The following is a 13087-nucleotide window of genomic DNA, read 5'->3' as shown; positions in this document are numbered from 1 at the left end:
CGCCGCCGGCCGCAGCCGGCAAGGCGCCGTGCTCCCCCCTTTTCCAGCGCCCGGCGGGCGCGGGCTGGTGGCTCACACGTCCACGCTGGCGCGCAGGGCATTCTCCTGGATGAACTCGCGCCGCGGTTCTACCACGTCGCCCATCAGGCGGTTGAAGAGGTCGTCGGCGGCGTCCACTTCCTTCACGCGCACCTGCAGCAGCGAGCGGGCGTTCCGGTCGAGGGTGGTTTCCCAGAGCTGCTCGGGGTTCATCTCGCCCAGGCCTTTGTAGCGCTGGAGCGAAAGGCCCTTGCGGCCGGCATCGGTGACGGCGTCGAACAGGTCCACGGGGCCGTGGAGCATCTCCTCGTCGCCCTTGCGCTTCAGGCCGGCGCCTTCGGTGAACACGCCCTCCATGTCCCGGGCGAGGGTGTCGAGCCGGCGGGCTTCCGGCGAGGTGACGAAGGCGGCGTCGAGCCGCGCCACCTCCTGCACGCCGCGCACGGTGCGCGAGAAGGTGAAGCCGGTTTCGTCGGCGGCGCCGGTCCAGCCGCGCTCGGTCTCCTCGGCCAGGGTGTCGAGGCGCTGCGCCACCTGGGCGGCCGCGCGGCCGGCGTGCTCCATGTCGGCCGCGACCGATGCGGAAAGGGCGCCGGCCAGGGCCGCCTGCTCCGCCACCGCGCGATTGTAGCGCGGGTGCAGGGCGTGGAGTGTGCCGCGGAAATGCCGGGCCACCTCAACGAGATGCGCGAGGTCGGCGCCGGTGCGCACCTCGCCGGAGGCGAGCCGCAACGAGGCCTCGTCCAGCCCGGCGGTGATGAGGTAGTCCTCCAGCGCCTTCTCGTCCTTCAGGTAGGTCTCGGACTTGCCACGCGTGACCTTATAGAGCGGGGGCTGGGCGATGAAGAGGTGCCCGGCTTCGACGATCTGCGGCATCTGCCGGAAGAAGAAGGTGAGCAGCAGGGTGCGGATGTGGGCGCCGTCCACGTCCGCGTCGGTCATGATGATGATCTTGTGGTAGCGCAGCTTCGAAAGGTCGAAGTCGTCGCGCCCGATGCCGGTGCCGAGGGCGGTGATGAGCGTGCCGATCTGCTCGGAGGAGAGCATCTTGTCGAAGCGGGCGCGCTCCACGTTGAGGATCTTGCCGCGCAGGGGCAGCACCGCCTGGAAGGCGCGGTCGCGGCCCTGCTTGGCGGAGCCGCCGGCCGAGTCACCCTCGACCAGGAACAGCTCGGACTTGGCCGGGTCGCGCTCCTGGCAGTCGGCGAGCTTGCCGGGCAGGGAGGCAATGTCGAGCGGGCTCTTGCGGCGGGTCAGGTCGCGGGCGCGGCGGGCGGCCTCGCGCGCGGCGGCGGCCTCCACCACCTTGCCGATAACCGCCTTGGCCTCGTTGGGGTTTTCCTCGAACCAGTTGGTCAGCGCCTCGCTCACCAGGCTCTCCACCACCGGGCGAACTTCCGAGGAGACGAGCTTGTCTTTGGTCTGGGAGGAGAATTTCGGGTCCGGTACCTTCACCGAGAGCACGCAGGTGAGGCCCTCGCGGCAGTCCTCTCCGGTGGGGTCCACCTTTTCCTTCTTGGCGATGCCGGAGCCGTTGGCGTAGCCGATCACCTGCCGCGTGAGGGCGGCGGCGAAGCCGGTGAAGTGGGTGCCGCGGTCACGCTGCGGAATGTTGTTCGTGAAACACAGCACATTTTCGTGGTAACCGTCGTTCCACGAAAGGGCAGCCTCCACACTGATGCCGTCGCGCTCGGAGCGGATCACGATCGGCTTGGGGATGAGCGCGGTCTTCGAGCGGTCGAGATACTTCACGAACGCCTCGATGCCGCCCTCATAGTGCAGCTCCTCGCGTTTCGGCTCGGGGCCGCGCGCGTCGGTGAGCACGATCAGCACGCCCGAGTTTAGGAAGGCGAGCTCCCGCAGCCGGTGCTCCAGGGTCGCGTAGTCGAACTCGATCCTGGTGAAGGTCTCGGGGCTCGGCAGGAAGGTGACCCTGGTGCCGCGGCTGTGCTCCGGGGCGTCGCGCACCACCTTCAGCGGCGCCTCGGCGTCGCCGTGGCGGAAGCGCATGAAGTGTTCCTTGCCGTCCCGCCAGATGGTCAGGTCGAGCCAGGTTGACAGCGCGTTCACCACGGAGACGCCCACACCGTGAAGGCCGCCGGAGACCTTGTAGGAATTCTGGTTGAACTTACCGCCCGCGTGCAGCTGGGTCATGATGACCTCGGCCGCCGAGACGCCCTCTTCCGGGTGCAGGTCGGTGGGGATGCCGCGGCCGTCGTCGGTCACGGTCACCGAGCCGTCGGCATTGAGGGTGACGGTGACCTCGTGGGCCCAGCCGGCCAGCGCCTCGTCGATGGCGTTGTCCACCACCTCGTAGACCATGTGGTGGAGGCCCGAGCCGTCGTCGGTGTCGCCGATATACATGCCCGGACGCTTGCGCACCGCGTCCAGGCCCTTCAGCACCTGAATGGACTGGGCGCCGTAGTCGTCGGGGGATTCAGCGGGCACGGGTTCGGCCATGGGGATCTCGACCTCGGGTCTCGAATCGGGTTTCAGCGTGTTGCGAATCTAGCGCAAACACGCGGTTATTTGGTGGCGACGCTCACCGCCGCTCCTGCCAGGACCACGCCGCAGGCGCGATTGAGGGCGCGCATGGCCCGACGCGAGGCGATAAAGCGCCGGGCGCGGTCCGCAAGGTGCACATAAGCGGCGAAGACCGCGGGCAATACCACCAGGATGACGGCGCTCATCTCGCCGAAGCCGGCCGCGGAAAGGGTGCCGAGGTCCATCAGCGTGGGCAGCAGGGCGAGGTAGAAGGCCATGGTCTTCGGATTGCCCAGCGTCAGCGCCACGCCGGCGCCATAGAGGCCGAGCGCGGAGCGCGGCTCGGGCAGGGCGGTCTCACCGGCGGCGGCCGGCGCCGTCCAGAGCCGCCAGGCCATGTGGAGCAGGTAGGCAGCGCCCGCGAGGCGGACGAAGAAGAAGAGGCTGCCGAGCGCGGCCGCGAGGGCGGCAAGGCCCAGGGCCGCCGCCGCGAGCCATATGATGTCGCCGGTGGCGAGACCCAGGATGAAGGCGAGGGATCCGGCCCGGCCGCGCGCGAGCGTGCGCGCCACCAGGGCCACCACCGCCGGGCCAGGGCTGGCGGCGCCCAAGGTCAGCACGGCCGCGAAAAGGACGAGGCTTGCCGGTTCCATGCCCTCTAGTGCGCCGCACGGGCCGGAACGTCAAGCCTCGGGCCTGTCCGGCCCTTTCCGGCGCGGTGCCGGGGCCGGGATCAGGCGGCGGGGTTGCCGCTCGCGCCATCCATCTGCCCGATCTCCTTGAGCCGGCTCTGGAGGGCCAGCTTGTCCAGGGTGGCGACGGGCAGGGCGTCGAATACGGAGATGCGGGACTTGAGGTAGTGGAAGGCGCGGTTGAAGGCCGCCTCCTTGTCCACGCTCGTGCCCTCCGTGAGGGCCGGGTTCTCGATGCCCCAGTGGGCGGTGATGGGGTGGCCCGGCCACACCGGGCATTCCTCGCCCGCCGCGTCGTCGCAGACGGTGATGACGAAATCCATCTGCGGGGCGCCGGGCTTGGCGAACGCGTCCCAGCTCTTGGGCCCCACGCCCTGGGTGGGGTAGCCGAAGCGGTGCAGGGTCAGCACGGCGAGGGGGTGCACGCCGTTGCCGGGGTGGGTGCCCGCCGAATAGGCCCGGAAGCGGCCGCCGCCGTCCTTGTTCAGGATGGCCTCGGCCATGATGGAGCGCGCGGCGTTCTTGGTGCACAGGAAAAGCACATTATAAACGTGCCCAGCGGCCGCCGTGTCCGACATTGGTTCCCCCATGTTTTCGCTGCCCGGCCATCGCCGTGCTCAAGCTCCGCGCGCACGGCACATCCGGCGCAAACCGCCCGATCGCACCGTATAGCGGCGGGATTCAACGTATTTGTGTCACTCGCCGGGGTTCATGACACCGCGCTCACGGCATCTCCGATCCGCACCTCACCGGAACGCAATACCTTGGCGTAAACGCCGCAGTCGGCGTGCCCGTAGGCCTGCACCAGGGCCTTCACCACGTTGAGGTCGCGCCGCGCGGTGGCGGGATCGACGTTCACCGCCGCGCAGCGCTCGGTGCGCTTCACGATGGCGAGGCGGGCGCCGCCGATGTCGATCTCCCGGCCCTTCAGCTCCAGCTCGGCGCCTGGGGGCCAGCCCTCCAGGTGAAGGTTCATGCGGAAGCGCCGGGGGTCCAGCTCCACCCCCATTCGCTGCGCGAGCTCCCGCACGCTGGCGAGGCCGAGCAGGGAAACGAAGCCGGAACGCAGGGAATCGGTGAAGCGGAAGCCCTCCGGTGCGGTCAGCACCTTGAGCGCCCCGCGCGCCTCTTCCCCCATGTAGAAGGTGAGGAAGGCGGCGATCTGCGCACGCCCCGCCGCGGTGGCGAGGTCTCCTCGCACGGCTTCCACCCCTTCGAGGAACAGGGAGAGCACCCGGCTCTCGTCGTCATAGCGGCTTTCGAGCGCGGCGAGGCGGGCGTCACGCATCAGCATTAGGAAGGCGGTCTTCTGGCGATAAGCGGGGACATCGGGGTCGAAGCCCGAGGGGCCGTTCTCCACCGCATAGAGCCGGTCGGCGGGAAAGAAGGCGCCGGCCTCGAGCCACACGCGCTCCAGCGGCTCGGGGGAAAGGCCCTTCACCGGATGGCGGTAGAGCGCGGCGACGGTGGCGGGCGGCAGCGCCATGGGGGCGCGGGAGGGCGAAAGCTGGGTCATGGCGGGCCTCGGGGCGGAAGCTGTCACGCGGGTTCCCACCCGGCGGCCCTGCCGTCAACCCGCTTTCCGCGGGTCGCGCTTCCGCCGCCGGCACCGCCCCTGATCCCTGGCTGTGGCCCTTGCCGGAACAGGCGGCGGATCGCTCCTCTTTTCGTTGCCGCTCCCCCTTCCGTTGCCGGGATGCCACACCCACATGAGCTTCGGCGTGGGTGCGAGCCTGCGCGGCGGTCGCCGGGGATGCCGGGATCGTGCCCGAGCGCGCTCTGCATGCTTCATCGGAAGGTGCCGGGCGCGAGAAGGAGGAGATGCGATATGAATTTTGACAGCTACACCGAGCGCGCGCGCGGCTTCGTGCAGTCCGCCCAGTCGCTGGCGGTGCGGGAGGGCCATCAGCAGTTCGTGCCCGAGCACCTGCTGAAGGTGCTGATGGACGACCCGGAAGGGCTGTGCTCCGGCCTCATCCAGCGTGCGGGCGGCAATCCCACGCTGGTGCGCGCCGATGTGGAGGCCGCGCTGGCCAAGCTGCCGAAGGTTTCCGGCGGCTCCGGGCAGGTCTACCTGTCCCAGCCCATCGCCCGTGTGTTCGAGGCGGCGGAACAGGCGGCCAAGAAGGCTGGCGACGGCTATGTGACCGTCGAGCGGATGCTGCTCGCCCTCGCCATCGAGAAGGACACCGAGGCCGGCAAGATCCTGGCGAGCGCGGGCGTGAACCCGCAGAGCCTGAACGCGGCCATCGAGGCGCTGCGCAAGGGCCGCACGGCGGACACCGCCACCGCCGAGAACGCCTATGACGCGCTCAAGAAATATGCCCGCGACCTGACCCAGGCCGTGCGGGACGGCAAGCTTGACCCGGTCATCGGCCGCGACGAGGAAATCCGTCGCACCATCCAGGTGCTGGCCCGTCGCACCAAGAACAATCCCGTGCTCATCGGCGAACCCGGCGTCGGCAAGACCGCCATCGTGGAGGGCCTCGCCCGCCGCATCGTGGACGGCGACGTGCCGGAGAGCCTGAAGGGCAAGAGCCTGCTCGCCCTCGACATGGGTTCCCTCATTGCCGGCGCGAAATATCGCGGCGAGTTCGAGGAGCGCCTGAAGAGCGTGCTTTCCGAGGTGGAGAGCGCGGAAGGCGGCATCATCCTGTTCATCGACGAGATGCATACGCTGGTCGGCGCCGGCAAGACCGACGGCGCCATGGACGCCTCCAACCTGCTGAAGCCCGCGCTCGCGCGCGGCGAGCTGCACTGCGTTGGCGCGACCACGCTCGACGAATACCGCAAGCACGTGGAGAAGGACGCGGCGCTGGCGCGGCGCTTCCAGCCCGTCTTCGTCTCCGAGCCCACGGTTGAAGACACCGTCTCCATCCTGCGCGGCCTGAAGGAGAAGTACGAGCTGCACCACGGCGTGCGCATCACCGATTCCTCGCTGGTGTCGGCGGCGGTGCTCTCGAACCGTTACATCACGGATCGCTTCCTGCCGGACAAGGCCATCGACCTCGTGGACGAGGCGGCCTCGCGCCTGCGCATGCAGGTGGATTCCAAGCCGGAGGAGCTGGACAATCTCGACCGCGAGATCGTGCGCCTGCGCATCGAGCAGGAGGCGCTGAAGAAGGAAACCGACACCGCCTCCAAGGACCGGCTCAAGAAGCTCGAAAAGGAGCTGGCGGAGCTGGAGGAGAAGGCATCCGTCCTCACCTCCAAGTGGAAGTCCGACAAGGAGAAGCTGGGCGAGGCCACCACCGTGAAGGCCAAGCTCGACCAGGCCCGCGCCGACCTCCAGGCCGCGCAGCGCCAGGGCGAGTACCAGAAGGCCGGCGAGCTCACCTATTCGGTGATCCCGGAGCTGGAGAAGAAGCTGGCCGAGATCGAGAAGGCGGGTGCCAGCGGCGGCATGGTGGAGGAGGCGGTGACGCCAGACCACATCGCCGGCGTCGTCTCCCGCTGGACCGGCGTGCCGGTGGACAAGATGCTGGAAGGCGAGCGCGAGAAGCTGCTGCGCATGGAGCTGGAGCTGGCCAGGCGTGTGGTCGGCCAGTCGGAGGCGGTGGCCGCCGTCTCGACGGCCGTCCGCCGCGCCCGCGCCGGCCTGCAGGACCCGAACCGGCCCATCGGCTCGTTCCTGTTCCTCGGCCCCACCGGCGTCGGCAAGACCGAGCTGACCAAGGCTTTGGCGGAGTTCCTGTTCGACGACGAGACCGCCATGGTGCGCATCGACATGTCCGAATACATGGAGAAGCACTCCGTGAGCCGCCTCATCGGCGCTCCTCCCGGCTATGTGGGCTATGACGAGGGCGGCGCCCTCACCGAAGCCGTGCGGCGCCGGCCCTACCAGGTGGTGCTGTTCGATGAGGTGGAGAAGGCCCATCCGGACGTCTTCAACGTCCTGCTGCAGGTGCTCGACGACGGGCGCCTGACGGACGGGCAGGGGCGCACGGTGGACTTCCGCAACGTGCTCATCGTCATGACCTCCAACCTTGGGGCCGAGTTCCTGGCTGATCCGCGTCAGCCCATCGGCTTCAAGGTGCCCGGCCACGACGGGGACAAGGTGGTTTCCGACGAGGAGGCCTACGACATGGTGATGACTGCGGTGCGGCACCACTTCCGCCCGGAGTTCATCAACCGCATCGACGAGATCGTCATGTTCCATCGCCTGAAGCGCGAGCAGATGGACGCTATCGTCGATATCCAGATGGGCCGCCTGCGGAAGCTGCTGGAGGATCGCAAGATCACCCTGGAGCTCTCGCCCGAGGCGCGGCACTTCCTGGCGGAGAAGGGCTACGACCCGGCCTATGGCGCGCGCCCGCTGAAGCGGACCATCCAGAAGCTGGTGCAGGACCCGCTGGCCGAGAAGATCCTCGCCGGCGACATCCTGGACGGCGCCACGGTGAAGATCGGCCTGGAAAACGGCCACCTTACCTTCCAGGGCGAGGCGGGTGCCGTGGAGCAGGCCGCCTGACCGTACGGCGCGAGAGTCTTTTCCGTTGTCGCGTTTTCTTCGCGCGAGCCGGTATCCACTTCGCCTGAAAACGCGCCAGCGTGCGAAAACGAAAGGCCATCCCCGCCGGGATGGCCTTTTTCTTGTCGTCCGCCGGAATCATTGTGGGCGGAGCGGAGGGTGCACGATGCCCATCCCCATGGACCTTCAGCACGCTTCGGAGGACTTCGAGCGCTTCCTCGGCGATGCGCGGGACACGGCCGGCCTCGCCACGCGCAACCAGGCCTACACCATGGTGGAAGGGGTGCTGCGGGCGTTTCGCCGCCGCCTGCCGCTGGAAGACGCCATCCGCTTCGCCAGCGTGCTGCCGCCGGTCGTACGGGCGATCTTCGTTGCCGATTGGGACCCGGCGGAGCCGCGGCGCCCCTTCGCCGATGTGGCAGTGATGACCGGCGAGGCGCAGGGCCTGCGCCGGCACCATAATTTCGCGCCGTCTTCCGCGATCCGCGATGTGGCGGCGTCCCTGCGCCGCCATGTGGACGAAGAGGCGTTTGACCGCATGCTCGGCACACTGCCGGAGGACGCGGCCGGCTTCTGGGCCTTATGAGGCGCGCCGGGGCGCGACTACTGTCCGCGAGCGGTCGCGAGCAGGCTCTCCGCCTGCCTGGTGGCGGTGGCAAAGAAGGGCATGGCCGGCGCCGCCGCCACGAAGCAGGCGCGATAGGCGGCGGCGCCTTCCTCCTCCACCTTTTCCGATTCCTGCCAGCGCGGGTCCTCGTCGTTCTTGGACTTCTCGGCAGCGGCGATCAGCGCCTTGGACTTGGCCTCATAGCCGCGCCACGCCTTGTTGCAGGCGGGTAGGGCGGGAATGGAAACCTTCACGTCCGCCGCCCCCACCACCACGCGCCCCCCGGCGATACGGGTGAAGACGATGGTGTTCGGCGCGTCGTTGCGCGCCCCGCTCTGGGTGAAGAGGCCGAGGGCGGCGTTCACGGTCTCGTCCGCACCGGCGCTCACGGGCAGGTCCATGTATTTGTAGAAGGCGGCATCGGTGCCCAGCACCGCGCTGTAGAGCGGGCCCGAGCCCAAGGCGCCCTTCAGTCCCTCCCGCAGCACCGCCGGCGCGTCCTCGTCCTTGGCGCGGGCGGCCAGCCAATCGGTGAACACCGGCTCGGGCGAGACGAAGAAGCGGGTGACATAGTCGTCGCTCGAGAACAGCAGGCCGTCGGGCTCATGCGATTCCAGATATTCCGGAACGAGCGTGGAGGGCATGAAGATAGGTGTTTTCTGCGTGCCCTTGAACGCTACCGGGCCGAGGAGGGCGGTCATGCGGCCCTGGAGATCCTTGACGGCGGCTGCGCTGCGCTTGTCGACGGCGTCCTCGTTCTCGCCGGCCTTGACGGCGGCGGCGACCTCGGCCGCCAGCTTGTTGCGCGCGGCGATGTAATCCTCCACCGGCCCGGCGTGCACCGAGGCGGGAGCGACGGCGAGCCCGGCCGCCAGCGCCAGCCGGCGCAGCCCGGGGAGGCGGGAGGCGAGGCGGCGGATCAAGGAAGCCGGCTCGGCCGGGGCGTTCGGATGCGCGTCCATGTCGATATCCTTCGGTAGCGGCCGATGGGGGATGACCCGTGTGCTAGAGCATTTTCAAGTGAAGGGGACACCGGTTGGCGCGAAGAAAATGCGTGATCGCGATAATCCAGAGTGATTGCCGTGAGCCGAGGCATGCGGTGTGCCCCGCCGCGGGGGCAGAGGCCGGGCGCGTGCCGCGTCCTCAGTTGCCGCGCAGGGTCTGCAGGAAGGCGTCCGCCTTCCGGGTCGCGACGGCGAGGGCAGCCTGGCTTTCGGGCGCCTTGACGAGGCAGGTGCGGAAGGCGGTCGCGCCCTCGTCCTCCACCTTCGACAGTTCCGCCCAGCGCGGGTCTTCGAGGTCGCTCAGGTTCTCGGTGGCCTTCAGAAGCGCCTGGATCCTGGTGTCGTAGGGCTTCCAAACCTGCGTGCAGGCCGGCACGGGCTTCATGCCCGTCTCCACCCGTGTCACGCCCAGAACGGCGCGACCATCGGCCACCCGCACCGCCACGATGCTGTTGGGCAGGCTGTCGGCCGGCGCGTCGTCGGTGAAGAGGCCGAGGGTGGCGTAGGCTGTTTCGCCGGGTCCGGCGGTCACGGGCAGTGCCGTGTAGGGCATGTAGCCGCCGCTGCCGGTGACCAGCGCGTTGTTGACGAGATAGGCGGTTTCGGCAACCGCCTTTGCGCCGCCCCGGACCGAGGCTGGCGCTTCCTTGTCCTCGGCGCGGGCTGCGAGCCAGGCCTGGAAGACCGGTTCCGGCGTCACCAGGACCCGGACGGTCTCGTCCTTGTTCGCGAATGCCATGCCATCGAGCTGGGTCGTGGGCAGGTCGTCGCCGTAGATAAACACCTCCAGGGTGTAAGCGGGCGCGCCCAGCCCCTTGAACTTCTGTGAGCCGACAAGGGCCGCCATGCGGCTGGTGAGATCCTTGCGGGCGGCCTTCTCGGCGTTGACGGCAGCGTCGCTATCGCTCTTGCCGGCCTTGGCTGCGGCCACGGCGGCCGACACCGCCTTTTCGCGCACGGCGAGATAATCGTCGACCGGCGCCGCCGCCGCCGCGAACGGCTGGGCGGCAAGGACGGCGGCGCAGAGAACGCGTCGTGCGAGGCGGATCATGGTCGGCTCGTGTCCGGTGGCGAGGCGCGCATTCTGGCCGTGGCGCGGGGAGGAGAAAACCATCTTTCCACCAGAGCCCGGCACGGCGGGGCGCGACCCGCAGCCGCGCCCCTCAGGCATACTCTCAATTGCTGGCCGAGCGGGCGGGCTTGCCGCCGGCAGGGGCGACGCCGGCCACCTTCGGCGCGGCCTGGCCGTGGTTCATCAGCGCATCGATGCGCTCGCGTTCCTTGTTGAACTCCGCGAGGAACTTTCCGGAAAGGGCACGCCCGCGCGGCAGCTTGATGCGCATGGGGTCCACGAAGTTGCCATTGATCTTCACTTCGTAGTGCAGGTGCGGGCCGGTGGAGAGGCCGGTGGAGCCGATGTAGCCGATGAGCTGGCCCTGGCGCACCGTCATGCCCTCACGGATGCCGCGGGCGAAGCCGGACTGATGGGAATAGGTGGTCACGTAGCCGTTGGCATGCTGGATTTCCGTATGCTTGCCGTAGCCGGATTTCCAGTTGGCATAGATGACCGTGCCATTGCCGGCCGCATAGATTGGCGTGCCGATCGCGTCCGACCAGTCCACACCCGTATGTAGCTTTGAATAGCCAAGGATGGGGTGGCGGCGATAGCCGAAGGGCGAGCGCATGACGCCGCCCGAAAGAGGCTTTCTCACCAGGAACTTCTTCGCGCTCTTTCCATCCTCGTCATAATAGTCGACCACGCCGTCGTCGGAGGTCTGGAAGCGATAGTAGCGCTTGGTTTCGTTACCGATCGTCAGCGCCGCGAACTGAACCTCGTTGTTGCCCGAGGGATCGTCCGAGTAGAGCACCTCGAAATTGTCGCCCGAGCGCACCCGGCGCTGGAAGTCCACGTCGAAGGAATAGACTCGGATGAGATCGGCGATCACCGAGCGCGGGATCTCGTTGCGCAGGGCGGTCTCGTAGACGCTCTCATACAGGCGCACGCCGGGCCCGGAATCATCGTCCGTATCCTCGGAGACGCCGGTGGTCTCGGTCTCGGACGGCTCCGGCACGTTCACGAAATCGTTGTGGTCCGAAAGGGCGATGGTGCCCTCATGGCCGGAATCGCTGAACAGGGACACGCGCAGGGGAATGATGCGGTCACCCTCCTGCTGCAGCAGCATGCGCATGCGCAGCCCGTCTTTCACCCGGCCCTCCTTGCCGCGATTGAAAGCCACTGAAAGGGCGCGCGCGTCATCCTTCGAAACACCAGCGTCGGTGAGGATGGAGACGATGCTGTCGCCCTTTTTCACCACCACCGTGGTGTCGGACCAGTCGTTGCCGCCGGAGGTCTCCCCCGAGGTCTTCGGTACGAAGCTGATGTTGTCGCGCAGCCCGGAGGCTGCGGGCGTGCCGCCAAGGTCCTGCCCCGCGGCGGCATAGGCGAGGTAGGGGGCATCGGGCGAGAAGCGCGCGGAATTGCCGACGATGGCGCTCGGCAGGGCGCCGGGCGTGTTGCGCGCGAGCTCGGCCACCTCCCGCACCTTCACCAGCACATTCTCCATGGGAATGCTGGCGCCGAGCTTCGCGTTCATCGGCACCGCACCCAGATCGCGCATGACCAGGGTGACCTCGCCGGTGGGCTCAGCCTGGGGCGCGGCTTCCTCTTTAGCAGTGGAATCAGCCACCAGCTGCGCAGGGTTGAAACGTGGAACGTTCGCCGAGATCGACGTGGTGGACATGGCGAGATTCGCCGCCACCCGCGTGAAGGGCCGCACCTTGATGATCTCGCGGTCGCCCATCTTGGTGGCGGTGGAGACGCGGAACGTCTGCCGGGCGTTGGAGCTGTCGCTGAGGAGCGACATGCGATCGCCCTTGCGTAGGGCGTTCGTCGGCCGCTCTCCCTCTGCGAGTGCATTGCGCAAGGTGGCCCGAATCTTCTCCGGCATCAGCGCGAAGCGATGCTCGCCGTCGAGCGCCGCATAGACAGCGCCGCCCATCAGGAAGGAGCCGCACAACGCCGTCAGCAGCGTGGCCGCAAACCAGCGGACCGACACGCGCCGGCGGTCAATCTCCTCCTCGTCGCCGTCGACCCCGAGCGGAGCATCGTCGCCGAGGCCGGCCGCGCTCGCCGAGTCGCGCCAGGCGGCCGCTGATCGTCGTTGGTACAAATTCGGTCCCTTCAGCTCGCAGCGACGCCACGCTCTATGGGCGACGCGTCCCCTGCGCTCGCGCGGACAATGCCTTTATGCACAGCCTCCGTCAACGCGGCCGCCTTGCAAGCATCACGCTCGAAGAAGCGCGCTCGTCGCGGCGAAAGCATGGCGTTCCGCCACTGGAGCGCCCCTCGGCGCGGGCGCGCAGGCCTGCGCGCCGCCGAACACAGGCGCGTGACTCCCCTTTAACGAATGCCCTGGACATAAATAAAGTACGCGCACGCGCGCGACCCCTGCCATCTCGCGTGCTTTCCACCCCGCCGCCGCGCCCCGGCAACCGCGCAATTATCCACAGGCGTAAATGCCTTATGTCGCAACCTGTTTCCGCCCCTCCGATGCCGTTTTCTCCACATCGTCATTCGCGCTTCATTTTTCCAACTAGCTGCTGTTGACACTCCGGCGGGCTCCCCCTATAAACCGCCCATCAAAGACGCGCTGCCGCCGACGAAAACGCCGGCCGATAACGCGTCTCCGACGCTTCTTATCACGACTTGACTGGCGTGAAGTTGCCGGCTAAAAAGCAGGCAGATGAGGCGTCGTCCCTATCGGTGACGATGGGTTGAGGGTCTAGCACTCTC

The 13087-nt window shown here is 68.2% G+C and carries 9 protein-coding genes; 2 read left to right on the top strand and 7 right to left on the bottom strand.

Going from position 1 to position 13087, the window contains the following annotated elements; translation table 11 throughout:
• Positions 1-72: 72 nt before the first annotated feature.
• The 4 genes from gyrB to V5F61_RS04190 form a co-directional block, all read right to left on the bottom strand.
• The gene (gene gyrB, locus V5F61_RS04205) at positions 73-2499 is read right to left on the bottom strand and encodes a DNA topoisomerase (ATP-hydrolyzing) subunit B (RefSeq protein ID WP_393989529.1); all 2427 of its coding nucleotides are present in this window, start codon (positions 2497-2499) and stop codon (positions 73-75) included.
• Positions 2500-2564: 65 nt separating this feature from the next.
• A complete protein-coding gene (locus V5F61_RS04200; RefSeq protein WP_393989528.1) occupies positions 2565-3176 on the bottom strand; it encodes a LysE family translocator in 612 nt (203 codons plus the stop codon).
• Between the two features lie 80 nt (positions 3177-3256).
• Positions 3257-3793 carry an arsenate reductase ArsC gene (locus V5F61_RS04195; protein ID WP_393989527.1) on the bottom strand — a complete coding sequence of 179 codons (537 nt, stop codon included), beginning with the start codon at positions 3791-3793 and terminating at the stop codon, positions 3257-3259.
• Positions 3794-3924: 131 nt separating this feature from the next.
• Positions 3925-4731 (bottom strand): MOSC domain-containing protein, encoded by an 807-nt coding sequence (locus V5F61_RS04190; RefSeq protein ID WP_393989526.1) that lies wholly within the window; start codon positions 4729-4731, stop codon positions 3925-3927.
• A gap of 312 nt (positions 4732-5043) precedes the next feature.
• On the opposite strand from V5F61_RS04190, the gene clpB reads away from it, so the two are divergent.
• Positions 5044-7683, top strand: coding sequence for an ATP-dependent chaperone ClpB (gene clpB / locus V5F61_RS04185; RefSeq protein ID WP_393989525.1), 2640 nt, complete (start codon positions 5044-5046; stop codon positions 7681-7683).
• Between the two features lie 166 nt (positions 7684-7849).
• Positions 7850-8269: a DUF2267 domain-containing protein gene (locus V5F61_RS04180; RefSeq protein ID WP_393989524.1), complete on the top strand. Its 420-nt coding sequence runs from the start codon at positions 7850-7852 to the stop codon at positions 8267-8269.
• A 17-nt stretch (positions 8270-8286) separates the two neighbouring features.
• Here the strand turns inward: V5F61_RS04180 and V5F61_RS04175 are convergent, their stop codons facing one another.
• From V5F61_RS04175 to V5F61_RS04165, 3 genes are all read right to left on the bottom strand, one after another.
• Positions 8287-9252 (bottom strand): hypothetical protein, encoded by a 966-nt coding sequence (locus V5F61_RS04175; RefSeq protein WP_393989523.1) that lies wholly within the window; start codon positions 9250-9252, stop codon positions 8287-8289.
• A gap of 181 nt (positions 9253-9433) precedes the next feature.
• On the bottom strand, positions 9434-10408 hold the full coding sequence (locus V5F61_RS04170) for a hypothetical protein (RefSeq protein ID WP_393989522.1): 975 nt from the start codon (positions 10406-10408) through the stop codon (positions 9434-9436).
• A gap of 61 nt (positions 10409-10469) precedes the next feature.
• Complete coding sequence (locus tag V5F61_RS04165; protein ID WP_393989521.1) at positions 10470-12464, bottom strand: M23 family metallopeptidase; 1995 nt, start codon at positions 12462-12464, stop codon at positions 10470-10472.
• Positions 12465-13087: the final 623 nt, after the last annotated feature.

The sequence above is a fragment of the Xanthobacter sediminis genome, from assembly GCF_043195015.1.
Lineage (GTDB): Bacteria > Pseudomonadota > Alphaproteobacteria > Rhizobiales > Xanthobacteraceae > Xanthobacter.
This window is presented reverse-complemented; position numbering and strand designations above follow the sequence as displayed.